Here is a 22868-nt window from a genome sequence, read left to right as displayed (position 1 = left end):
GGACGCAGCGGGGGGAATCGCCCTGCCCCCGCTGGCCTCAGCCTGCCGCCCGAATGCGGCGTCCGACGAACAGCCACGGCAGCACGCAGGCCGCCGACAGGGCGATCGAGACCGCGTAGGCGGTGACCATGTCGGTCCGGCCGAGCAGCAGGTGGATGCAGACGTAGAAGGCCAGCACTCCGAACGCCCCCTGGGCGCTGCCGCGGACCACGTCGAGGGAGGCGCGCACGCCGTCCTGAAAGCGGGCGAAGGCGATGAGCGGCCAGGAGATGATCGGGATCGGCGCCAGCAGGCCGCTCAGGCCGGAGCCGAGATAGGGCGCGAGCGTCGAGACAAGCAGCACCAGCGCGGTCGCCGCAGCCAAGCGCGCCGGCATGTCCCAGCGCGGCGGCCGCGGACGGCAGGTCGGCGCATCTGGCCCTGCCGCCTGCGGGCACAGCGCCACCACGAGCGCCATGATCGGCACGTCGATCGCGGTTGCGAGCCATAGACCGGGCCGGATCAGCCCGTGCAGCAGGAGGCCGCCGAGTATGAAGGCCGACAGGGCGGCGCAGAGGGAGGCGACCGGCCCCATCCGCGGGGCGCACACGGCGTAGGCGAGATAGCAGAGCGTCACCGCCCCGAGCCCCTCCACCGAGCCGATCGCGGCCTCGGCGGCGAAGCCCGCGCCCTGCTCGAGCGCGAGGTAGATCGAGATCGGCGCCGAGGTGAGCGGCAGGCCGGACAGCAACCCGCCGACCAGGCTGCCCCAGCGGCGTGACGCCGCCGACACGGCCCACATCAGCGTCGGGGTGATGGCGATCTTGGCGGCGATCAGGCTCATCGCGGGCTCCCGGCGCCCGCCCCGCTCACGCCGCGTCCGGCGGCTCCCCATCGTCCGGCACGGCCGGCGAATTCAAGATATCCTCCAGCTCGTCCACCAGCCGGTCGATCTGATCCTCGGTGGCGAGCACCTTCAGGACCTCGCCGGATTCGGTCTCCACGGCCAGCTCGATATGCGGCCCGACCCGGGTCGTCAGGACCCGGGCTAGGATCTTGATGGCGCTCATGCGAATGTATCCTCCGAGGCGATGAGGCCGACCGCGACGGCCGGCCCGCAGGTCGAGATCCAGTCGGGCTCGCCGGCGACGCGCTCGCGCAGCAGGTCCACCAGCAGGCGGGCCGGCCGCGCGAGCCGCTCGGCCAGGCGTGGTCCGAGGAACGCACCGGCGCCGCAGACGATCAGGGGTGCATCCGCCGGCAGGTCCGGCCGGGAGAGCAGGGTCGCGGCCGCATCGTGCAGCAGCCGCAGCTGCGCCTCGGCGAAATGCGCCGCCAGCAGCGCCCAGGCCTCGGGCGTGCCCTCCCCCCGGTCGCGCCCGACGATCCGGGCGAGCCGGGTCTCGCTCTCGGGGATGGACTTGCCCTTGCGGTCGCCGCTGGCCTGCTGGTCGGCGCCTTCGGGGAGCAGGCCGAGGATCCGGTACACGTCCGCCATATGGGCGAAGGTCTCGGTCATCAGCCGGGTGCGGCGGCCCGCGAACGGGGCATCGTGGGCGAGCGCGATCACCGGGGTGCGGACGATCCCGGTATAGACGAGTTCCCCCGTCTCCAGCCGCTCGGCGTCGCTGTAGCCGGCGGCGGCCGGGCGGCCGCCGACGATGGGGATCAGGTCGGCGGTGGTGGAGCCGATATCGACGAGGAGCGCGTCCGGGGCGTGCCGCCCGGCCAAGGCCGCGGTGGCGTGCCAATTGGCCGAGGCCACGTCGGCGAACAGGTCGGCCGCCGCCTCCGGGGCGACCAGGCCGGAGCGCCCGGCATAGATCCGCACGCGGCCGGACAGGTGCTTGCCCGCCCAGTTCGACAGCGCCGCGACGCCCTCGCGCCGGTCGGCGAAGCAATCCGTCAGCTCCCCGGTCATGGTCACGGCGTGACGCGCCTCGCCGCGGGCCCAGTCGGGCAAGGCCGCCAGGGAGCCGTCGAGGGCCGCGACGCCCTGCCAGAGCGGGCACGGGACCTGGGACGCCGCGACCACCCGGCCCGCCTCGACCAGGGCGGCCTTGACGTGGACCCCGCCGAGGTCCCACCCGATCTGCTTTGCGACTGGCATGGGCATATGACCGCGACGCGCGCCTCAACGGATGATGGATTCGGGCATCCCGGCTTCGCGGTGATCCCGGTGCTCGACCTGCGCGGCGGCCGCGTGGTGCGGGCGCGCCGGGGCGAGCGCTCCTCCTATGCCCCGATCGAGACGCCCTTGGCAAAGGGCTCCGAACCCGCCGCCGTGGCGCACGGGCTGCTCGATGCGTGGCCGGCCCGGACCCTCTACGTGGCCGATCTCGACGCGATCATCGACGGCGCCGCCCCGGATCTCGGCGCCCTGGACGCCATCGCCCGGGCCTGCCCGGGGATCGGCCTGTGGGTTGATGCGGGCTTCGCCGCGTTCGAGGGCGTTGCGGCGTTCCTGGCCGCCGGCCTGGGACGGCCGGTGATCGGCAGCGAGAGCCAGTCGGATGCCGGGCTCGTGGCGCGCCTCGGCGATTGCGCCGTGCTGTCCCTCGACACCCGGGGGATCGAGCGTCTCGGCCCGGCGGCGCTGCACGACGATCCTGCGCTCTGGCCGCCCGACGTGATCGCGATGACCCTCGCCCGGGTCGGTGCCGGGGCCGGTCCCGATCTCGAAGCCCTCCAGGCCCTGCGTGCGCCGGGCCGCCGGGTCTACGCTGCCGGCGGCGTGCGCGGGCCGGACGATCTGTGGGCGTTGCGGAAGGCCGGGATCGCCGGAGCTCTGGTCGCCTCCGCGTTCCACGACGGCACCCTGCGGTACGCCGAGGCCGGGGACCTGGCCTGACGCTTCCGGGCGGCCCCCGAGGCTGCTAAACCGCCCCCAGACCCAGCCTTCAAGAGCGTGCAGACGATGGAAAAATTCACCACGCTGGAGGGCGTCGCGGCGCCCATGCGGATCATCAACGTCGACACCGACCGGATCATCCCGAAGCAGTACCTGAAGACGATCAAGCGCACCGGTCTCGGCAAGGGCCTGTTCGCCGAGATGCGCTACAAGGACGACGGCTCCGAGAACCCGGATTTCGTGCTCAACAAGCCGGCCTACCGGAACGCCAAGATCCTGGTCTGCGGCGACAATTTCGGCTGCGGCTCCTCCCGGGAGCACGCCCCCTGGGCGCTCGCCGATTTCGGCATCCGCTGCGTGATCTCCACGAGCTTCGCCGACATCTTCTTCAACAATTGCGCGAAGAACGGCATCCTGGCGATCACGGTCTCGCCGGAGGATCTGGAGAAACTCTTCGAAGACGCCGAGCGCGGCTCGAACGCGACCCTGTCGGTGGACCTCGAGGCCCAGACCATCAAGGGGCCGGACGGCGGCACCCTGCATTTCGACATCGACAGCGGCCGCAAGCACAGCCTGCTGAACGGCCTCGACGAGATCGGCCTCACCCTGCAGCGCGGCGCCGCGATCGACGCCTACGAGCAGAAGCTCGCCGCGCGGGAATGGGCCTGATCGGTCAGCTCCTGGAATGCCGGATCTGCGCCCGATCGCAACGGGATCGGGCGCAGCCTTGAGGTCGTGACGAGCCCTCCGCTCAGGCCGCCTTCACGTCCGCCAGGAAGGTGGCGACGGCGCGGCTGAGGTCGTTCGAGTTCTGCGAGAGGCCCTGGGCTGCGCCGAGGACCTGGGACGCCGCCGAGCCGGTCTCGCCGGCGGCGCGCTTGACCTCGACGATGTTGCCGGTCACCCGATCCGTCCCCGAGGCGGCCTGCTGGACGTTGCGGGCGATCTCCTGGGTCGCCGCGCCCTGCTCCTCGATCGCCGCCGCGATCGCGGTCGAGCTGGTGGCGATCTCGCCGACGATGCGGGCGATCGACCGGATGGCCGAGACCGCGTCGCCGGTCGCCGTCTGGATCGCGCCGATCTGCGCCCCGATCTCCTCGGTGGCGCGGGTCGTCTGCCCGGCCAGCTCCTTGACCTCGCTCGCGACGACGGCGAAGCCGCGCCCCGCATCGCCGGCGCGGGCCGCCTCGATCGTGGCGTTGAGCGCCAGCAGGTTGGTCTGCCCGGCGATCTGCGAGATCAGGGCGATCACGCTGCCGATCTTTTCCGCGCTCTCGGCCAGCACCTGCACGGCGCCGTCGGTCTGGATCGCCTCGTCCGAGGCCGCGCTCGCGGCCTGGGCCGCCCGGGTCACCTGACTGTTGATCTCCCGGATCGAGATCGACAGCTCCTCCGTGGCCGCGGCCACGGTGTTCACGTTCGAGGAGGCCTGCTCGGCGGCGCTGGCCACCGTCTGCGCCTGCGCGTCGGTCTCCTCGGCGATGCCGGTCATCGACTGCGCCGTCGCCTCGAGTTCGGTGGCCGCGCCGGCCAGGGCCTGCGTCAGGCCGGAGACCTCGGTCTCGAAACGGTGCACCACGGCGTCGAGATGGGCGGCGCGGCGGGCCTTGGCGTCGGCTTCCTGCGCCGCCGCCGCATCGCCGGCCCGCTTGGCGATCAACGCCTGCTTGAACACCTCGACCGCCGCGGCCATCCGGCCGATCTCGTCGCGCCGGTCGCTGCTCGGAACGGCGACGTCGAGGTTGTTGCGGGACAATTCACCCATCACCAGCGTCATGGCGCGCGTCGGGACGGCGATCAGGCGGGTCAGCAGGACGGCGCCCGCGATGGCCGCGGCTAGCAGGGCGACCAGGGAGATCAGCGTCGTCAGATAGGATGTCGCGAAGGCTTCGGCGGCGTCGGCTTGGCGGCTCGCCAGCAGCGTGCGCTCGCGCGCATCGATCTCCGCGACCTTGGCCCGGATCCCGTCCATGAGCGTCTTGCCGGCGCCGCTGGCCTCCCGCGCCCGCGCCTCGGCCTGCGTGCCCGGCTGACCCATCAGCGCGATCTCGGGCTCCGCGATGTCGGCCTGCCACCGCTTGGCCAGGGTCTCGATCGCGGCGATGCGGGTCTGCTGCTCAGGGTTGTCGCTCGTCAGCGTCCGCAGCCGCTGGAGGGCGGCGTCGAAGGCCTTCGCGCCGCTCTGGTAGGGCGCCAGGAAGACCGGGTCGCCCGCCACCAGATAGCCGCGCAAACCGGTCTCGCGATCGATCAGCGTGGTGATCAGCGACGCGTTCACGTTCAGCACGTCGTAGGTGTGCTCGGACCAGCCGATCGAGGTCTGGATGAAGGATAGTTTCCGAAAATTGATGAGCCCGGTGCCGATGGCGATAAAGATCAGTATCGCGAATGCGCCCACGACTTTCTTCGCGATCGAGAGGTCCGACAGGCGCATGACTGATGTTTCTCCCGATGCGGCGGCGACGATTTCCGACTCTATGGACGGTCGAGAATGAATCAATTGCCGTCAAGAATATCCACAATTTGCTTGAGACGGCAAATCCTGCGCCGCAGCGAAGCTTGTTTCCGCTTATGATTAAACAAAGCTATTCATCTCATGTCTTCGATATTCATATTAGAATTTGTAGGCATTGCAAAGTGCGTGTGCGGCTAAGTCTGTCGTTCGGCGCATAAAGGCGAGAATACCGGACTATCCGGCCATCATCACGCTTCACGCACGCCCGAGACTGCAGTGCGTTGCAGCGCGCCCGGCGAACGCCCGCGACGGGGGCGGGCCGCATTGCCGAGGGCGGTTGTGCCTCGGCGCAGGGATCGACCGTCATGCGGCTGCGTGAAGCCGGGGGCGCATGCCGCCCTGCCGGTGCCGGGCGTCCGGACGCCGGCGAGCCGCCAAGCCGGACGGCCGATCATGCGCGACCTAACCGGTCCTTAACCCTCGTATTGCCTGATTCGAACACCATACAACGGACGTCGAACGGGAACGCCAGGATGCGGATTCACACCCTCGGATCGGGCGTCGCGCTCGGGTTCGGTCTGCTCGCAGGCCTGGCTTCGATGCCCGCGCGCGCCGATTTCGACTCCTGTCTCGCCGGCCTCCAGGGTCAGGCGGCTTCGGCCGGTGTGTCGGCCCAGACCTTCCAGGCGGCCACCCGCGGCATCAGCTTCGACGACAAGGTGATCGAGCTCTCGCAAGCGCAGCCCGAGTTCAAGACGCCGATTTGGGACTACATGGCGGCGCTCGTCGACGACGAGCGGGTCGAGGACGGGCGCGCGGCCATGCGGCAGCACGCATCCGCCCTGGCCCAGGCCGAATCGCGCTACGGGGTCGACCGCTACACGATCGCGGCGGTCTGGGGCGTCGAATCGAATTTCGGCAAGAACCTCGGCAAGATGCCGCTGGTGCAGTCGCTGGCGACGCTCGCCTGCTCGAACAACCGCCGCCGGGACTTCTTCCGCGGCGAGCTGATCGCGACCCTGCGGATCATCGAGCGCGGCGACATCGCGCCGGAGCGGCTCACCGGCTCCTGGGCCGGCGCCTTCGGCCAGACCCAGTTCATGCCGACCACCTATCACCGGCTCGCGGTCGATGGCGACGGCGACGGCCGGCGCGACGTCGTCGATTCGGTCGCCGATGCGGTCGGCTCCACGGCGAACTTCCTGCGCGTCGCCAAGTGGCAGAACGGCCAGGTCTGGGGCTACGAGGTGAAGCTGCCCCGCGGCTTCAGCGTCGGCGCGGCCGGGCGCAAGAACAAGAAGCCGATCGCGCATTGGGCCTCCCTCGGCGTGACCCGGGTCGACGGCCGCCCGCTCTCGGGCGAGGGACCGGCCGGCATCATCGCACCCGCCGGCATCGACGGGCCGGCCTTCTTGGTGACCAAGAACTTCGACGCGATCTATTCGTACAACGCGGCCGAATCCTACGGGCTTGCCATCGCGGTCCTGTCCGACCGCCTCCGCGGCAGGGCCGGCGTCCAGGCCGCCTGGCCCACCGACGATCCGCCCCTGTCGCGGGCCGAGCGGCGCGACCTCCAGACCCGGCTGGCCGCCCGCGGCTACGATGTCGGCGAGCCCGACGGCAAGGTCGGCCAGAAGACCCGCGACGCGATCAAGGATGTGGAGCGCAAGCTCGGCATGACGCCCACCGGCCGCCCCGGCGGCAAGGTTCTCGAGGCCCTGCGCGGAAGCTGAGCCCGATCCCGGTCGCGCATGGGTGTGATCCGGCGGCCGGCGGCGCACCTGGCCGCCGGGCGCAGCGATCGCGGGACGCTGATCCCGATCCCGCTTCCAGCTTGCACCCGCCCACCCGGTCCGAGACGGGACCTCGGCGACCGCGATGGTCTGGGTGGGCGGCAGGCGCTTCTGCGCGACGGAGCATTAATCCGTCCCCGATCGCGGATCTGCCATGCAATCAAGAGATGGATCGGCGGCTCTGTAGCCGAACTGTCGTATTCATCAATATATGTATACGCAAAATCCATCGATGCCGTTAAAGGTGCGGCACGCAAAAATAGTATGAGATTGGAACTATAGATATCGGCGGTGTCAAATATTAAATAAATTTATAATACCAATACGTTTTTTCAGATCTAAATCTTGAGTTGCGTGCGTCTGCTGGGATATATTATTCCCGACGCGCGTTAAATTGAGATTAAAATGAACATCTCGCTCGCAAATTTGTCATTGTCGCACAAGCTTTCGCTTCAAACGCTCCTGACATGTCTGATCATCGCGCTGATCGGCGGCGTGGGATTGAAACTATACGATCGCGAAATGCGCGACGAGCGCGTGCAATCGCTGCGGACCATCGTCGAGCTGGTGCAGTCGCGCGCCCAGGCCCTCGACGAACGGGTGAAGGCCGGGACCCTGACCAAGGATGCAGCCCTGTCCGAGCTGGCCGAGTCCACCATGACGATGCGCTACAGCGGCGGGACGAACTACATCGCGATCTACACGATGGACGGCGTCGCCCTCGCCGCGATGAACCGTAAGGATATCGGCAAGAACCAGATGGACCTCGTCGTCAACGGCGTGCCGATCATCCGTGCGTTCATCGAGCGCCTGAGAGCGTCCGATACGGCGATGCTGGAATACGAATATCTCCGCCCCGGACGGGAGGGGGTCTTCCCGAAGGTGTCCGTGGCGACCCGGTTCGCGCCCTGGGACATCTTCATCGTCACCGGCGCCTATATCGACGACATCGCCGCGGCGTTCCGCTCGCTGGCCTTCACGGTGCTGGCCCTGCTGGTCGGTATCGTCGGGGTCTCGGTGCTCGGCTCCCTGCTGATCGGGCGCAGCATCACCCGGCCGCTCGGGCGCCTGCACCGGCGGATGCGGACCCTCGCGGAGGGCGACATCACGAGCCCTGTCTCCGATACGGAGCGCGGCGACGAGATCGGCCGGATGGCCGAGGCCGTGGAGGTGTTCCGTCAGGCCATGGTCGCCAAGGGCGAGATGGACGTGGCCGCCGCGCGGGATGCCGAGGCCAAGATCGAGCGGGCGCAGGCCCTCGACGCCCTGACCCGTCAGTTCGAGGGCAATGCCGGGACCCTGATGCAGGGCCTGACCTCGGCCGCCACGGAGATGCAGGCCAGCGCCGCCACGATGGCGCAGAGTGCGGCGCGGACGAGCACCCGCTCGGCGCAGGTGGCCGAGGCCGCGCAGGAGACCTCCGCCAGCGTGCAGACCGTGGCTGCGGCGACCGAAGAGATGTCCACGACGATCCGGGAGATCTCCGGCCAGATGGCCCGCTCGTCGGCCATGATCGGGCAGGCCGCGACGGAGGCGCAGCGCACCGACGCGATCGTGCGCGATCTCGCCGAGGGCGCGGAGAAGATCGGCGCCGTCGCCAGCATGATCGCGGCGATCGCCAGCCAGACGAACCTGCTCGCGCTCAACGCCACGATCGAGGCGGCGCGGGCCGGCGAGGCCGGCCGCGGCTTCGCGGTGGTCGCCTCCGAGGTGAAGGAACTCGCCGGCCAGACCGCGCAGGCGACCGCGGAGATCGCGACCCGGGTCGGCGCGGTGCAGGCCTCGACACGGCAGGCCGTGGAGGCGATCCAGGAGATCGGCCGCACGGTCACCGAGGTCAACACGCTGGCCACCAGCGTCGCGGCCGCCATCGAGGAGCAGGAGGCGACGACCGGCGAGATCGTGCGCAGCGTCGCGCAGGCGGCCGACGGCACCAGCACGGTGACGGGCAACATCGCCGACGTCTCGACCGCCGCCCAGGAATCCGGGAAGGCGGCCGAGCAGGTTCTGGGCGCCGCCTCCGAGCTCGCGCAGAAATCCGGGCGGCTCTCCGCGGAGATCACCCACTTCCTCGACCGGGTCCGGGCCGCCTGAGCGGCGGGCCTAAAAAAAACCGGCCCGGCAGAGCCGGACCGGTTGAAACCTTCGGAAATCCCCCGGCTGCGCGCCGGGGGCGTCCCACATCTTACTCGGCGGCAGCCGGCGCGGCGGCCGAAGCCTCCTTGGCGGCGTCCTTGGCCTTGTAGCGGTCGGTGCGCTCGACGATGCGGGCCGACTTCCCGCGACGGTCGCGCAGGTAGTACAGCTTGGCGCGACGGACCTTGCCGCGGCGGGCGACCTTGATCGAATCGATCATCGGCGAGTGGACCGGGAAGACGCGCTCCACGCCCTCGCCGTAGGAGATCTTGCGAACCGTGAAGCTCTCGTTGAGGCCGCCGCCCTGGCGACCGATGCAGACGCCCTCGTAGGCCTGAACGCGGGTGCGCTCGCCTTCCTTGACGCGGACGTTGACGATGAGCGTGTCGCCCGGCTCGAAATCGGGAATGGTCTTCGCGAGGCGCGCGACTTCCTCGCGCTCCAGCTGCTCGATGATGTTCATGGCATAGCTCCAGCCGTTGCGCCGTGCCGCCCCTCATGGGCAACCGGCACCAGGATTTCGGCGATCCTGTTGTGAGTTGGGCGGCTCTCTACAGGATCGCCGCCGGCTTGTCGATTGGGGATGCGCGGCGCCGCGTCAGGCGCGATCCGCCCCCAGCGACGTGCGTGTCACCTCGGGCAGCACGCAGGCGGACAGGAAGGCCGCGAGATCGTCGGTGATGTGGTCGATATGCGGCTCGCGCACCGCCTCCTGCTCGAAGGCTTCGCGGTAGGGGTCGACAATCTTGGGCACCACCAGCACGGTGGCCATGCCGAGATCGTGCGGCACCGCGAGGTTGCGGGCGATGTCCTCGAACAGCACCGCCCGGGTCGGCTCGACCCCGTGGGCCTCGAGGAACCGCTCGTAGGTCGAGCGCTCGGGCTTGGGGACGAAATTGGCGGCCGCGATGTCGAACACGTCCTCGAAATGGTCGAGGATGCCGAGCTTGGCCGCGACGTTCTCGGCGTGCCGGCGCGAGCCGTTGGTCAGGATCAGCTTGCGGCCGGGCAGCCGCTCGATCGCGTCACCGAGATTCTGGTCGAGCTTGATCGTCGAGTGGTCGATGTCGTGGGCGAAATCGAGGAAGTCGTGGGGATCGACCCCGTCCTCGGTCAGCAGGGCCGTCAGGGTCGTGCCGTAGCGGTGGTAGAAGTATTTCTGCAGGGCGCGGGCCGAGATCCCGTCGAGCCCGTAGAGACGCATGACGTAGAGCGTGATGCGCTCGTCCACCTGCGGCCAGACCTGCGCGTCGCTCGGATACAGCGTGTTGTCGAGGTCGAACACCCAAGTGTCGACATCGGAAAACCCCCGGGCGGCGGGAGTGGTGAACTGGGCTTTCTCCGGGTGGTGCACCGTGTCCCTTTGAAATCCTGATCCGGCGGGATTCTAGGGCCATGCCCGATCGCGTTGCAATCGGATGCGGTCCTCACCCCTCGGTGCGGCGCGGACCCGGCCGCCGTTCCTCGCGGAATCGGCGGCCTGGGAATGGTCAGGCTCGCAGCGCAGGCTTGCGCCAGCCTGAGCCCGGACAACGACAATGCGCGGGCGGAGCGGGCGTTTCCGCGTCCGATTGGCCCATCGCCGTCCGCTTCGCGGCGGCTCGGGCTCAGCCCCGCCGGATCAGCGTGCCGGCACCGTAATCGGTGAACAGCTCCAGCAGCACCGCGTGGTTGACCTTCCCGTCCAGGATCACGACCGCCTCCACGCCGCGCTCGATCGCGTACATGCAGGTCTCGATCTTGGGGATCATGCCGCCCGTGATGGTGCCGTCGGCGATCAGGCGCCGGCAATCCTCCACGGTCAGCTCGGGAATCAGCTTCTTGTTCTTGTCGAGCACGCCCGGGACATCAGTGAGCAGCAGCAGGCGCTTGGCCCGCAGCGCGCCCGCGATGGCGCCCGCGAAAGTGTCGGCGTTGACGTTGTAGGTCAGCCCGTCGGCCCCGTAGGCCACCGGGGCGAGGACCGGGATCAGCTCCGCCTTCAGCACCGCGTCGAGCACGCCGCGCTCGACATGGTCCGGCTCGCCGACGAGGCCGAGATCGATGGCCTGCTCGGTGTGATTCTCGGGATCGATCACGGTCTTCATCGCCCGCTTGGCGCGGACCATGTTGCCGTCCTTGCCGCACAGGCCGATGGCCCGGCCGCCCTCGGCCGAGATCCAGCCGACGATCTGCTTGTTGATCGAGCCGGCCAGGACCATCTCGACCACCTCGACGGTGGCCTCGTCGGTGACCCGCAGGCCGCCGCGGAACTCGGACTGGATGCCGAGCCGATCAAGCATCTTGCCGATCTGCGGGCCGCCGCCATGCACCACGATCGGCTTCACGCCGGATTGCTCCAAGAGGACGATGTCCTCGGCGAAATCCTCGGCCGCCGCGCGGTCGCCCATGGCGTGGCCGCCATACTTGATGACCACGATCTCCTGGTCGTAGCGCTGCATATGGGGCAGCGCCTGAGACAGGACTTCGGCGCGCACGTGCACGTTCGGCAATTCGGTCATCGCGGTCCTTCGCCGATCCTTTGAATGAGCCTCGGAGGGGGCTTGGGAGGGGGCTTGGGAGGGGGGCTTGGCGGCGCCCGGCCTCGCCCGGCCGGCGGGCGCGCTTCTACAGGAAACCGCCCGCGCTGCGAACCCGCGAACACATATGTTCGGGGGCCGCGGCGGCGACAAGCTCCGGCCGGCGTCAAGCCGGCTTCGGGTCCACTGTCAAAAAACAGTCGTGTTTCCGCGGTGTTGCATCGTCGCGACAGAAACGGGCGCTGCCGCGCGGCCCGGGTTGCATCGCCGCTGGTCCCGGATCATGCTGCATTGCAGCAAGCCGCGCGGCGGGCTGCCGGGAGGGCCGGATGCGGATTGCGATGATTGGGGCCGGGTATGTCGGCCTGGTATCCGGGGCGTGCCTGGCCGATTTCGGCCACAGCGTGGTCTGCATCGACCGCGACCCGGACAAGATCGCCAGCCTGAACGCCGGCCGCATGCCGATCTACGAGCCCGGCCTCGATGCGCTGGTCGCCGAGAACGTCCGCCAGGGCCGGCTCGCCTTCGGGACGAGCCTGCGCGAGGCGGTCGCTGAAGCGGATGCGGTGTTCATTGCCGTGGGGACGCCCTCGCGCCGGGGCGACGGCTTCGCCGACCTCTCCTTCGTGTTCGATGCCGCCCGCGAGATCGCCGCGGCTCTGTCGGGCTTCACCGTGGTGGTGACCAAGTCGACCGTGCCGGTGGGCACCGGCGACGAGGTCGAGCGCATCATCCGCGAGATCCGGCCCGAGGCGGACGTCGCCGTGGCGTCGAACCCGGAATTCCTGCGCGAAGGCGCGGCGATCTCCGACTTCAAGCGCCCGGACCGCATCGTGGTCGGCACCGAGGATCCCCGGGCCGAGGCGGTGATGCGCGAGGTCTACCGGCCGCTCTACCTCAACGCCGCGCCGATCGTGGTGACGAGCCGGCGCACCGCGGAGCTGACGAAATACGCCGCCAACGCGTTCCTGGCGGCCAAGATCACCTTCATCAACGAGATCGCGGACCTGTGCGAGGAGGTCGGTGCCGACGTCCAGCAGGTCGCCCGCGGCATCGGGCTCGACAACCGGATCGGCGGCAAGTTCCTGCATGCCGGCCCCGGCTACGGCGGCTCGTGCTTTCCCAAGGACACGCTCGCCCTGGTCAAGACCGCCCAGGATGCGGGCACGCCCCTGCGGCTGGTCGAGACCGTCGTGGCGGTCAACGACCAGCGCAAGCGCGCCATGGCCCGCAAGGTGATCAAGGCCTGCGGCGGCAGCGTCCGGGGCAAGACCGTGTCGCTGCTCGGCCTGACCTTCAAGCCCGACACCGACGACATGCGCGAGGCGCCGTCCCTGTCGATCGTGGCGGGCCTGCAGGATGCCGGCGCCAAGGTCCGCGCCTACGATCCGGAAGGGATGGAGCAGGCGCGCGCCCTGATGCCGGATGTGGATTATGCCGAGAACGCCTATGCCTGCGCGGAGGGGGCGGACGCGCTGGTGATCGTCACCGAGTGGAACGCCTTCCGGGCGCTCGACCTCGACCGGCTGCGCCAGATCATGGCATCCGCCGGCCCCGCCCCGGTGCTGGTCGACCTGCGCAACATCTACGACCCCGAAACGGCCGAGCGCCACGGTTTCACCTATCGCGGCGTCGGACGATCCAAGGATAGCGCCAAGGATAAGGCCGGTCCGGACCCGTCTTGAGCGTCGGCCCGACGGCGTCGAGCCGTCGCATTGCGGCGCCTGATCTGCAGGCTGCTGCAAAGATGTCTTTGGAAAACCCCGGCGGCACCGCTAGACGGGGCCCGCCTGCCGGCGCGCAACTGTGGCATTTCGATGGTCGCGTGACCGTCTCAACAGGCGGTGAAGCGATGCAAACTTGGCATTTCGGGCGTCGGCACTGGACTGCATTCTGATGAATACATGTCACAGGCCACCGCAATCTGCCCGAGCAGGGATGACGTTGCCTGGGGGCAGGTTGGACACCGCAATGGTGCCACAGTAAGGGGTGAGAGGGTACTCACTCGTCGCGAGCCGAGCCGACTTCCGATAACGAGCGTGTGCGAACCGAACGTGACACAACGTACAGATATTGCGATCGTCGGACGCGCATGCCGACTGCCCGGGGCCCCCAACGTCGACGGGCTGTGGCAACTCCTGTCCGAGGGCCGCTGCGCCGTCAGCAAGGTCCCGAGTGACCGCTTCTCCCTCGACCGGTTCGCGCATCCGCGCGCCCAGGAGCGCGGGAAGAGCTACACCTGGGCCGCCGGCATCATCGACGACATCTGGTCGTTCGACCCGGCCGTGTTCGGCATCTCGCCCCGCGAGGCCGAGCAGATGGATCCGCAGCAGCGGATGCTGCTGGAGCTGACCTGGGAAGCGCTCGAGGATGCGGGCCTGCGCCCGTCGAGCGTGGCCGGCAGCAACATCGGCGTATTCGTCGGCGCCTCCTCGCTCGATTACGGCAACCTGCGCATCCTCGATGCGGCCTCGGGCGACGCCTACGCGGCCACCGGCAACACGCTCTCGATCATCTCGAACCGCATCTCGTACATCTTCGACCTGAAGGGCCCGAGCTTCACGGTCGACACGGCCTGCTCGTCCTCGCTCGTCGCCTTCGACAACGCCGTGCAGGCGATCCAGTCCGGCCGCGTGGACACCGCGGTCGTGGCCGGCGTTAACGTGCTGGCGAGCCCGTTCAACTTCATCTGCTTCTCCACCGCGCAGATGCTCTCGCGCACCGGCCTGTGCCAGGCGTTCTCGAAGAATGCCGACGGCTACGTGCGCTCGGAGGGCGGCGTGGTGTTCGTGCTGCAATCGGCCGAGGCCGCGCGGCGCAACGGCGCCACCGTGCGCGCCCGCATCGTGGCGTCGGGCATCAATTCCGACGGCCGCACCACCGGCATCTCGCTGCCGTCGGGCTACGCCCAGGGCGCCCTGCTGGAGCGCGTGTACCGCGACGCGGGCATCCGTCTCGACGACCTCGCCTTCATGGAGGCGCACGGCACCGGCACGCCGGTGGGCGATCCGATCGAGGCCTCGGCCATCGGGACCAAGCTCGGGCGCGGCCGCCAGGCGCCGCTGCCGATCGGCTCGATCAAGACCAATATCGGCCATACCGAGCCGGTCTCCGGCCTCGCCGGCCTGATGAAGGCGACGCTGGCGCTGGAGCACGATCTCGTGCCGCCGTCGCTGCACGCGGCCGAGCTCAATCCCGACATCCCGTTCGACGAGCTTAACCTGAGCGTCGTCCGCGAGGCACTGCCGATCACCCGCGGTCCGCGCGAGCGCTATGCGGGCGTGAACTCCTTCGGCTTCGGCGGCACCAACGCGCACGTCGTGATCACCGACGGAAATTCGGGCGCGCAGGCGGAGGCCGGTGCGCCGGCGCCGTCCGCGCAGGTGCTGCTGCTTTCGGCCCAAAGCCGCGCCGCCCTGAACGAGCTCGCCCTCGATTACGCCGAGCGCCTCGAAGCCGAGCCCGACCGGGTCGCCACGGTGGCCGCCGCCGTGGCGCATCGCCGCGAGCGCATGCCCGCCCGCCTGGCGATCGCGCTGGACGGGAAGATCGACGTCGCCGCGGCTCTCCGCGCGGTCGGCGAGGGCGAGGACGCCCAGGACGCCTTCACCGGCACCGCGGTCGACCGCGCCGCCGAGGTGGCGTTCGTCTATTCCGGCAACGGCAGCCAGTGGGCCGGCATGGGCCGCGAGGCCTACGAGGAGAACCCGACCTTCCGGGCCGCCTTCGACCGGGTCGACACCCTGTTCCAGACCTATGCCGACTGGTCGCTGAAGCAGGCCCTCTACGCCGAGGATCTGGACGAGCGCCTGGCGCTCACCAGCGTCTCGCAGCCGCTGATCTTCGCCATCGAGAGCGCCTCGACGGCGGCCCTCAAGGCCAAGGGGCTGATCCCCTCCTACGTGCTCGGCCACAGCGTCGGCGAGATCGCTGCCGCCGAGGCCGCCGGCATCCTCAGCCTCGAGGACGCGGTCCGGGTTATCTACTACCGCAGCCACCATCAGGAGACGACGCACGGCCAGGGCACCATGGCGGTGCTGCTGATGCCGGCCGAGGAGGTCGAGTCCTTCCTCAAGGATTACCCGTCGCTCGACATCGCCGCCTACAACAGCCCCAAGGCCGTCACGGTCGCCGGGCCGGTCGCCGATATCGAGGCCGCCCTCAAGGCCCTGTCGCGCAAGCGCCGCCGCGGCCGCAAGCTCGACCTCGCCTACGCCTTCCACGGCAGGCTGATGGACCCGACCGAGAAGCCGCTGCTGCGCGACCTCGCCGGGCTGAAGGCCCGCGCCGGCACCACCGCGATGGTCTCCACCGTCACCGGCAGCGTGCTGGAGGGCGACAATTTCGGCGCCGGCTACTGGTGGCGCAACATCCGCGAGCCGGTGCGCTTCAGCGAGGCCGTGCAGGACGCCACCCGTCGCGGCGCTCGCGTCTTTGTCGAGGTCGGCCCGCGCGCGACCCTGATGTCCCATGTCGGCGACGCGGTCGAGCCGCTCGGCATCGAGACCGCCACGGTCGGCGTGATGCACCGCAAGGCGTCGGGCGGCGACCCGATCGCCAAGGCGGTCAGCGCTGCCCTGGTCCAGGGCGCACAGGTCGACGAGTCGCTGATCTTCGGTGACGCGCCCCGGGGCGATGTCCGCCTGCCCACCTATCCGTGGCAGCGGCGCCCGTTCCGCCTGGCCGACACCCCCGAGAGCGTCGGCGCCATGAGCGCCCGCCCCTATCACCCGCTAATCGGCTCGCGGACCACCTTCGACGGCCTGGAGTGGAACGGCTTCGTCGATCCGGCCACCCTGCCCGAGCTGGAGGATCACCGGGTCGACGGCCAAGTGATCATGCCCGGCGCCGGCTTCGTCGAGATGGCGCTGGCCTGCGTTCGCGAGGCGATGCGCCACGACGAGGTGGTGCTGGCCGATTTCGAGATCCTCTCGCCGATGGTCTTCGCCGAGGAGGCCCTGCGCGAGGTCGCGGTACGCCTGTCCGGCACCGGCAACGGCATCCAGGTCCTCAGCCGCCCGCGCCTGACCCAGACCCCCTGGCAGCTCCACGCCCAGGCCAAGATCGTCGACGGCACGTTCACGGCCCCGAAGGCGCCCGACCTGGACGGGTTCGACTTCGACAGCGCCGGCGAGCAGGTGCTGAGCGGCGAGGCGCTCTACGCCCGGGCCCGCGCTTCGGGCCTCGGCTTCGGCCCGAGCTTCCAGCAGGTCGCGATGAGCGCCCGGCTGGATGACGCCACCATCGTCTCCGACCTCCTGCCGGCCGAGCCCGACACCCGCTTCGCCCTGGTCCCGCAGCGGCTTGACGCCTGCTTCCACGGGCTGATCCTGCTCTTCGCCGACCTGCTCGGTGAGAATGCCGGCAAGGCCTACATCCCGGTGCGCTTCGGCGAGGTGCGTCTGCTGCGCCCCGGCGCCGTGATCGCCCGCTCGATCATCCGGACGCGCCGCTGCAACGAGCGGTCGATCCTGGCCGACTTCACCCTGCTCGACGCCGACGGCGCGGTGGTCGCGACCATCCGCGAGGGCCGCTTCCAGGCCCTGCGTGCCAAGGGCGGCGGCGACCTCTCGGCCTTCGCGATCTCGCAGGTGCCGGAACTCGCCACCGAGCCGACCGCGATCCCGATGGAGCGCCGTCCGAGCGTGGCCGCGCGCCTGCGTCCGCTCACCGCCGAGGCGAAGGGGCCGGCCGATGCCGCCCTGTCGCCGGGTCACCTGCTGCTCGAAGGCTGGGCGACGTCGCTGGCCTACCGCCTCGCCTCCGGGCTGGCGGAAGGCGAGACCGTCTCGGTCACCGACCGGCGCGTGCCGGAGGCCCTTCGCCCCTGGCTGCTGAACGCCCTTTACGCCCTGGAGAGCAGCGGCCTGGCCGAGCGTGCCGGCCAGAACTGGACCCTGGGTGACGGCTCGGCGCTGCCGGCGCCGGACGAGATCATGCGCTGGATCGCCGGCGACCATCCGGATCTCTCCGCCGAGCTGGTGCTGATCGCCGATGTCGGCGCCATGGTCGACCGCCTGCTCGCGGGCAAGCTGACCGAGGCCCCGGCCCTGCCGCAGGGCGCGATCGACGCCTTCGTGATGCGCTCGGCCACCGCGCGCCACACCGCCGACGTGGTCGCCGAGCTGATCGAGAAGAGCCGCGGCCAGCTCCCGAAGGAGCGCGCGCTGCGGGTCCTGCAGGTCGGTTTCGGCCCGCTCTCCGCCCAGGCCGCGGCCTTCGTCGCTGCCGCCGAGGCCCGTCTCACCGTGTTCGAGGCCGACCGCCGGCTCGCCGAGCGCGCCCGCCTGTCGCTCACCAACGGCGCCGCCGTGGTCGAGGCGGCCGACGAGCTCGCCCCCGGCAGCTTCGACCTGATCCTGGCGGCCGGGAGCCTGCATCGCGGCGAGCGCGCCCTGCCGGGCCAGCTCGCCGGGGCGCTCGCCACCGGCGGCCTGCTGGTGGCCGTGGAGCCGGGCGCGTCCCTGTTCCGCGACCTCGTATTCGGCCTCACCAACGGCTGGTTCGAGGAAGCCGTCGGCGGCATGCCGGTCGGGCGCCTCGAGGATATCGAGGGTTGGCAGCGCACGCTCAGCGCCCACGGCCTGGTCAAGGTCGCGGTCGAGCGGGCGGCCTCCGCCAACGGCGACGACCTGCTGCTGGTCGCCGAGGCTCCGGTCCGTCCTGGCCCCGCCCCGGCCCAGACCTTCGCCTTCGTGATCGGGTCGGACGACGAGTTCGCGGCCGAGACCGCCTCCTCCCTGGCGACCCTGCTGGTCGCGGGCGGCGTGCATGTCTCGATCATTCTCGACTCCGAGACCTCGCTGATGGAGCTGGAGAAGGAGACCCCCGATACGGTGGTGTTCCTGGCCGGCGCCTTCACCCGCGGCGGCGAGGCGGCCGAGCGGCTGCGCGACCGCTGCCTCAGCCTGAAGCGCTGCGCCGAGCATCTCGGCGCCCGCCCGACCCGCCTCTGGGTCGTGGCGCCCGGTGCCACCCGTGATCGCGGCGCCCAGACCACCAACATCGAGGCCGGTGTTTGGGCTTTCTCCCGCACCCTGGCCAACGAGGCGCCGAACCTCGACGTGCGCCGGATCGACCTCTCCCCCGAGATGTCGTCGAAGCGCGCCTCCGAGCGCCTGCGCGACCTCATCCTGTCCGGCACGCCGGAGACCGAGATCGTGCTCGACGACGAGCGGACGCAGGTCGTGCGCTTCCATGCCGGCCGGCCGAAGCACCGGGATCCGGCGGATGCCGTCCCGGCCGAGGCCGCGCGCCTGGAGCGCAGCAACACCGGCGGCCTTAACGAGATGGTCTGGGGTCCGGCCGAGCGCCGCACCCCCGGCAAGGGCGAGATGGAGATCGCGGTCGAGGCCACCGGCCTCAACTTCCGCGACGTTCTGTGGGCGCTCTCGATGCTGCCCGAGGAGATCCTGGAGGACGGCTTCGCCGGCCCGCGGCTCGGCCTCGAATGCGCCGGCCGGGTCACGGCCGTCGGTCCGGGCGTGAAGGGCTTCAAGGTCGGCGACCCCGTCGTCGCCTTCGCCCAGTCGGGCTTCGCGACCCACATCGTGGTGCCCGAGCTCGTGGTCGCGCCGAGCCCGCAGGGTCTCGACCCGATGGCGGCGGCGACCGTGCCGGTGGCCTTCCTCACCGCCTATTACGGCCTCGTCTCCTGCGCCCGGATGCGGCGCGGCGAGTGGGTGCTGGTCCATGGCGGCGCGGGCGGCGTCGGCCTGGCCGCGCTGCAGATCGCCAAGCTGAAGGGCGCACGGGTCATCGCCACCGCCGGTTCCCGCGAGAAGCGGGCCCTGGTGAAGGCGCTCGGTGCCGAGCACGTGCTCGATTCCCGCTCCCTCGCCTTCGTGGACGAGGTCCGCGCGATCACCGGCGACGGCGTCGACATCGTGCTGAACAGCCTGTTCGGCGAGGCGATGGAGCGCTCGCTCAACGCGCTGCGGCCGTTCGGCCGCTTCGTCGAGCTGGGCAAGCGCGACTACGTCGCCAACACCCATATCGGCCTGCGCCCGTTCCGGCGGAACCTCAGCTACTTCGGCGTCGATCTCGACCAGGTGATCCAGCACCAGGGCGACGACGGTGCGCGGATGTTCCGCGAGGTGATGGCGCTGTTCAACGACGGCGGCCTCAAGCCCCTGCCCTACCAGCCGTTCACGGCGGCCGAGACTTCGGACGCCTTCCGGCTGATGCAGCAATCCGGGCATATCGGGAAGATCGTGATTAGCCCGCCCAAGGCCGGCACGATCATCAAGGATACGCGCCGTCCGTTCACGGTCTCGGAGAGCGGCGTCCACCTCGTCACCGGCGGGCTCGGCGGCTTCGGCTTGGAGGCGGCGCGCTGGCTCGTCGACAAGGGGGCCAAGCACCTCGTGCTCGCCGGCCGCAAGGGCGCGACCACCGACGAGGCCAAGGCGATCGTCGCCGAGCTCACCGGGCGCGGCGTGAAGGTCGAGGCCAAGGCGGTGGACATCACCAGCCGCTCGGCGGTCGACCGGCTGCTGGCGGAGATCGAGCAGGGCGGCAAGAAGCTCGCCGGCGTGCTCCATGCCGCCGCGGTCCTGCAGGACGGCCTGATCGCCAACATCGACGCCGCGGCGCTCGACACGGTGATCGGCCCGAAGGTGATCGGCGCCCAGCACCTGGACGCCGCCACCCGGGACCGGACGCTCGACTATTTCGTGATGTTCTCGTCGGCGACGACGTTCATCGGCAATCCCGGCCAGGGCTCCTACGTGGCCGCCAACGGCTTCATGGAAGGCCTGGCGCGCCAGCGCCGCCGCCGCGGCCTGCCGGCTCTGGCGGTCGCCTGGGGTGCGATCGGCGATGTCGGCATGCTCGCCCGCAACAAGGCGGTCATGGAAGGTCTCGCCGGCCGCGTCGGCGTCACCCCGATGGAGGCCCGTCGCTGCCTCGAACTGATGGCCGACGCCCTGGAGGGCCAGGGGACCTCGCCGGACGAGGCGGTGATCGCCATCGCGGCGATGCATTGGGGCAAGGCGCGCGAGCGGCTCGCCACCATGCGCTCCCCGAGCTACGCCGATCTCGGGTCGGACCAGCAGGTGGAGGCCGGCGGCGTCCAGGCGATCAATATCGGCGCGCTCCTTAAGGGGGGCGACGTCGACGCGGTCCGCAAGACCGTGTCCGACGCGATCGTCGAGGACATCGCCCGCATCCTGCGCCTGCCCAAGGACGATATCAGCCGCGTGCGCCAGCTCTCCGAGATCGGCCTCGACTCGCTGATGGGCGTCGAGCTGGGCGCCAGCCTGCAGGAGCGCTTCGCCCTCGACGCGCCGCCCGCCGGCCTGTCGTCCGGCATGACGGTCAACGAGCTGTCGGAGTCCTTAATTCAGGCGGTTTCGGCCCCCATGGATGAGGCGGCCGGTGTCGCGATGAGCCTCGTCTCGAAGCATATCGGCGGTGAGATCGATGCCCAGATGATGGCGCCGCTCAGGGAACTCATCGAGCAGACCTCCAGCGAGATCAAAGAGACCAACTCATGACCGATACGGCACGGCCTGACGGCGGGCGCGCGGCGCTCGCCGGCTTCGTGACGAACCGACTCGGGCGCGCGACCCCGCGCCCGGCCCCCGTCAAGGCGGCCTCCCCGGCCGGGAAATCGGCCGCGCAGAACTTCGAGAACCTGCCCGGCTACCGCGAGCTGCAGCTGCAGCGCCAGGCGGCGCAGCTGATCGGCTTGGGCAACCCGTTCTTCCGCGTCCACGACGCCAAGGCCGGCGCGACCACGCGGATCGACCAGAAGAGCTTCACCAACTTCTCGTCCTACGATTATCTCGGCCTGAACGGCCATCCGCGGGTGAGCAACGCGGCCCGGGAGGCGATCGAGGCCTACGGCACCTCGGCCTCGGCGAGCCGCGTGGTGGCGGGCGAGCGGCCCGGCCATATCAGCCTCGAACAGGCGCTGGCCAAGCACTACCGGACCGAGGGCTGCATCGTGATGGTGAGCGGGCACGCCACCAACGTCACGACCATCGGCGCCCTGCTGGAAGCCGGCGACGTGATCTTCCACGACGCCCTGTCCCACAACAGCATCGTCACCGGCGCGCAGCTCTCGGGCGCCCAGCGGCGCTCCTTCGCGCATAACGACCTCGACGCCCTGGAGAGCCTGCTCCAGAACACCCGCCACGAGCACCGCCGGGCGCTGATCGTGGTCGAGGGGCTGTACAGCATGGACGGCGACGCGCCGGACCTGGCCGGGCTCATCGCCCTCAAGAAGCGCTACGACGCCTGGCTGATGGTCGACGAGGCCCACGGCCTCGGCGTCACCGGCCGGACCGGCGCCGGCCTGTTCGAGCATTGCGGTGTCGACCCGAACGAGGTCGACATCTGGATGGGCACCCTGTCCAAGACGCTCTCGACCTGCGGCGGCTACATCTGCGGCCCGATCGCGCTGATCGAGTACCTCAAGCACACGGCCGGCGGCTTCGTGTACAGCGTCGGCATGTCGCCGCCGCTCGCCGCCGCCGCCGAGGCGGCCCTGGCGGTGATGCATGCCGAGCCGGAGCGGGTCGAGCGCCTACGCCAGAACGGCACCCTGTTCCTCGCCACCGCCAAGAAGCTCGGCCTCGATACCGGCTTCAGCCTCGGCCTGGCCGTGGTGCCGATCATCGTCGGCGACTCGCTCAAGGCCGTGACCCTGTCGGACCGGCTCTTCCGCCGGGGCATCAACGTCCAGCCGATCATCCACCCGGCGGTGCCGGAGCGGGCCTCGCGCCTGCGCTTCTTCCTGACCTCCGAGCATACCGCCGACCAGATCCGCGACACCGTGAGCGCGGTGGCCGAGGAGATGGCGGCGATCGACAAGGGCGGCTCGCTGATCGAGCAGCTGCTGGCCAAGCGCGGCTGAGGTCTTTTCGGACTGCGCCGAGGTCCGGCGCGGTCCAGGGCTCAAAACGCAAACAGGGCGCGGATGGCATCCGCGCCCTGTTTGCGTTTCCGGGATCTCGAAACCGCCGATCCTGAGACCGGCGGGTCGGCCTCTCTATTTCGCGTAGGCGTAAGCCGTGGCGGCGGAGCTGAGCGGTCCGGTGACGCCGCTGAAGGCGGACAGCACCTTCGAGACTTCGGTGAAGGGCGCGTTGGAGACGTAGACGAGGTCGCGGTTGCGCATGCGGAACGCC

At 70.0% G+C, this 22868-nt stretch carries 14 protein-coding genes and 1 pseudogene; 7 read left to right on the top strand and 8 right to left on the bottom strand.

The genetic code is table 11. The features are described 5' to 3' along the window. Positions 1 to 37: 37 nt before the first annotated feature. From LGR69_RS10110 to LGR69_RS10100, 3 genes are read right to left on the bottom strand one after another with little or no spacing between them, the layout of a single operon-like run. A complete protein-coding gene (locus LGR69_RS10110; RefSeq protein ID WP_230365937.1) occupies positions 38 to 823 on the bottom strand; it encodes a hypothetical protein in 786 nt (261 codons plus the stop codon). Positions 824 to 848: 25 nt separating this feature from the next. Beyond that, positions 849 to 1049 (bottom strand): hypothetical protein, encoded by a 201-nt coding sequence (locus LGR69_RS10105; protein WP_007566240.1) that lies wholly within the window; start codon positions 1047 to 1049, stop codon positions 849 to 851. Beyond that, entirely contained in the window at positions 1046 to 2089 is a 1044-nt protein-coding gene (locus LGR69_RS10100; RefSeq protein ID WP_230365936.1) for a hydantoinase/oxoprolinase family protein, read from the bottom strand. The genes LGR69_RS10105 and LGR69_RS10100 overlap by 4 nt, the downstream gene beginning before the upstream one ends. Before the next feature lie 6 nt (positions 2090 to 2095). Here LGR69_RS10100 and LGR69_RS10095 point away from each other — a divergent pair, with 6 nt between their 5' ends. Both LGR69_RS10095 and leuD read left to right on the top strand, forming a co-directional pair. After that, positions 2096 to 2830 (top strand): HisA/HisF-related TIM barrel protein, encoded by a 735-nt coding sequence (locus LGR69_RS10095; protein WP_230365935.1) that lies wholly within the window; start codon positions 2096 to 2098, stop codon positions 2828 to 2830. 66 nt (positions 2831 to 2896) lie between these two features. Then, positions 2897 to 3499, top strand: a complete 603-nt coding sequence (leuD, locus tag LGR69_RS10090) for a 3-isopropylmalate dehydratase small subunit (protein ID WP_007566245.1) — start codon at positions 2897 to 2899, stop codon at positions 3497 to 3499. A gap of 82 nt (positions 3500 to 3581) precedes the next feature. Here the strand turns inward: leuD and LGR69_RS10085 are convergent, their stop codons facing one another. Next, a complete protein-coding gene (locus tag LGR69_RS10085) occupies positions 3582 to 5264 on the bottom strand; it encodes a methyl-accepting chemotaxis protein (RefSeq protein ID WP_230365934.1) in 1683 nt (560 codons plus the stop codon). 554 nt (positions 5265 to 5818) lie between these two features. On the opposite strand from LGR69_RS10085, the gene LGR69_RS10080 reads away from it, so the two are divergent. Then, entirely contained in the window at positions 5819 to 7018 is a 1200-nt protein-coding gene (locus tag LGR69_RS10080) for a lytic murein transglycosylase (RefSeq protein ID WP_230365933.1), read from the top strand. Between the two features lie 582 nt (positions 7019 to 7600). Beyond that, positions 7601 to 9172, top strand: coding sequence for a methyl-accepting chemotaxis protein (locus LGR69_RS10075; RefSeq protein WP_230365932.1), 1572 nt, complete (start codon positions 7601 to 7603; stop codon positions 9170 to 9172). A gap of 91 nt (positions 9173 to 9263) precedes the next feature. Here LGR69_RS10075 and rplS read toward each other — a convergent pair whose 3' ends face one another. The 3 genes from rplS to argB all read right to left on the bottom strand — a co-directional run bounded on the left by rplS (position 9264) and on the right by argB (position 11715). Next, the gene (gene rplS, locus LGR69_RS10070) at positions 9264 to 9677 is read right to left on the bottom strand and encodes a 50S ribosomal protein L19 (RefSeq protein WP_007566254.1); all 414 of its coding nucleotides are present in this window, start codon (positions 9675 to 9677) and stop codon (positions 9264 to 9266) included. Positions 9678 to 9812: 135 nt separating this feature from the next. Beyond that, a complete protein-coding gene (locus LGR69_RS10065; RefSeq protein ID WP_230365931.1) occupies positions 9813 to 10568 on the bottom strand; it encodes a pyrimidine 5'-nucleotidase in 756 nt (251 codons plus the stop codon). 253 nt (positions 10569 to 10821) lie between these two features. Continuing rightward, positions 10822 to 11715 carry an acetylglutamate kinase gene (gene argB, locus LGR69_RS10060; protein WP_007566258.1) on the bottom strand — a complete coding sequence of 298 codons (894 nt, stop codon included), beginning with the start codon at positions 11713 to 11715 and terminating at the stop codon, positions 10822 to 10824. Positions 11716 to 12062: 347 nt separating this feature from the next. On the opposite strand from argB, the gene LGR69_RS10055 reads away from it, so the two are divergent. The 3 genes from LGR69_RS10055 (at position 12063) to LGR69_RS10045 (ending at position 22594) form a co-directional block, all read left to right on the top strand. Continuing rightward, the gene (locus LGR69_RS10055; protein WP_230365930.1) at positions 12063 to 13418 is read left to right on the top strand and encodes a UDP-glucose dehydrogenase family protein; all 1356 of its coding nucleotides are present in this window, start codon (positions 12063 to 12065) and stop codon (positions 13416 to 13418) included. A gap of 369 nt (positions 13419 to 13787) precedes the next feature. Continuing rightward, a complete protein-coding gene (locus tag LGR69_RS10050) occupies positions 13788 to 21230 on the top strand; it encodes an SDR family NAD(P)-dependent oxidoreductase (protein WP_230365929.1) in 7443 nt (2480 codons plus the stop codon). After that, positions 21227 to 22594, top strand: coding sequence for an aminotransferase class I/II-fold pyridoxal phosphate-dependent enzyme (locus LGR69_RS10045; protein WP_007566264.1), 1368 nt, complete (start codon positions 21227 to 21229; stop codon positions 22592 to 22594). Before LGR69_RS10050 ends, LGR69_RS10045 begins: the two co-directional genes overlap by 4 nt. Before the next feature lie 135 nt (positions 22595 to 22729). On the opposite strand, the pseudogene LGR69_RS10040 reads toward LGR69_RS10045, so the two are convergent. Next, a pseudogene (locus LGR69_RS10040) lies at positions 22730 to 22868 on the bottom strand (polysaccharide biosynthesis/export family protein); the annotation flags it as partial.

It is taken from the genome of Methylobacterium brachiatum, assembly GCF_020523825.1.
GTDB classification, from domain to species: Bacteria; Pseudomonadota; Alphaproteobacteria; order Rhizobiales; family Beijerinckiaceae; genus Methylobacterium; species Methylobacterium brachiatum.
The sequence above is the reverse complement of the archived record's forward strand: the minus strand, read 5'-3'. Positions and strand labels throughout refer to the sequence as shown.

Bases quoted from the DNA above. Each gene is read 5' to 3' on its own strand.
- LGR69_RS10085 (WP_230365934.1), bottom strand. From the start codon at position 5,264: ATGCGCCTGTCGGACCTCTCGATCGCGAAGAAAGTCGTGGGCGCATTC.
- LGR69_RS10045 (WP_007566264.1), top strand. From the start codon at position 21,227: ATGACCGATACGGCACGGCCTGACGGCGGGCGCGCGGCGCTCGCCGGC.
- LGR69_RS10075 (WP_230365932.1), top strand. From the start codon at position 7,601: ATGCGCGACGAGCGCGTGCAATCGCTGCGGACCATCGTCGAGCTGGTG.
- argB (WP_007566258.1), bottom strand. From the start codon at position 11,715: ATGACCGAATTGCCGAACGTGCACGTGCGCGCCGAAGTCCTGTCTCAG.
- LGR69_RS10105 (WP_007566240.1), bottom strand. From the start codon at position 1,049: ATGAGCGCCATCAAGATCCTAGCCCGGGTCCTGACGACCCGGGTCGGG.
- LGR69_RS10100 (WP_230365936.1), bottom strand. From the start codon at position 2,089: ATGCCAGTCGCAAAGCAGATCGGGTGGGACCTCGGCGGGGTCCACGTC.
- LGR69_RS10095 (WP_230365935.1), top strand. From the start codon at position 2,096: ATGACCGCGACGCGCGCCTCAACGGATGATGGATTCGGGCATCCCGGC.
- LGR69_RS10055 (WP_230365930.1), top strand. From the start codon at position 12,063: ATGCGGATTGCGATGATTGGGGCCGGGTATGTCGGCCTGGTATCCGGG.
- LGR69_RS10110 (WP_230365937.1), bottom strand. From the start codon at position 823: ATGAGCCTGATCGCCGCCAAGATCGCCATCACCCCGACGCTGATGTGG.
- LGR69_RS10080 (WP_230365933.1), top strand. From the start codon at position 5,819: ATGCGGATTCACACCCTCGGATCGGGCGTCGCGCTCGGGTTCGGTCTG.
- rplS (WP_007566254.1), bottom strand. From the start codon at position 9,677: ATGAACATCATCGAGCAGCTGGAGCGCGAGGAAGTCGCGCGCCTCGCG.
- leuD (WP_007566245.1), top strand. From the start codon at position 2,897: ATGGAAAAATTCACCACGCTGGAGGGCGTCGCGGCGCCCATGCGGATC.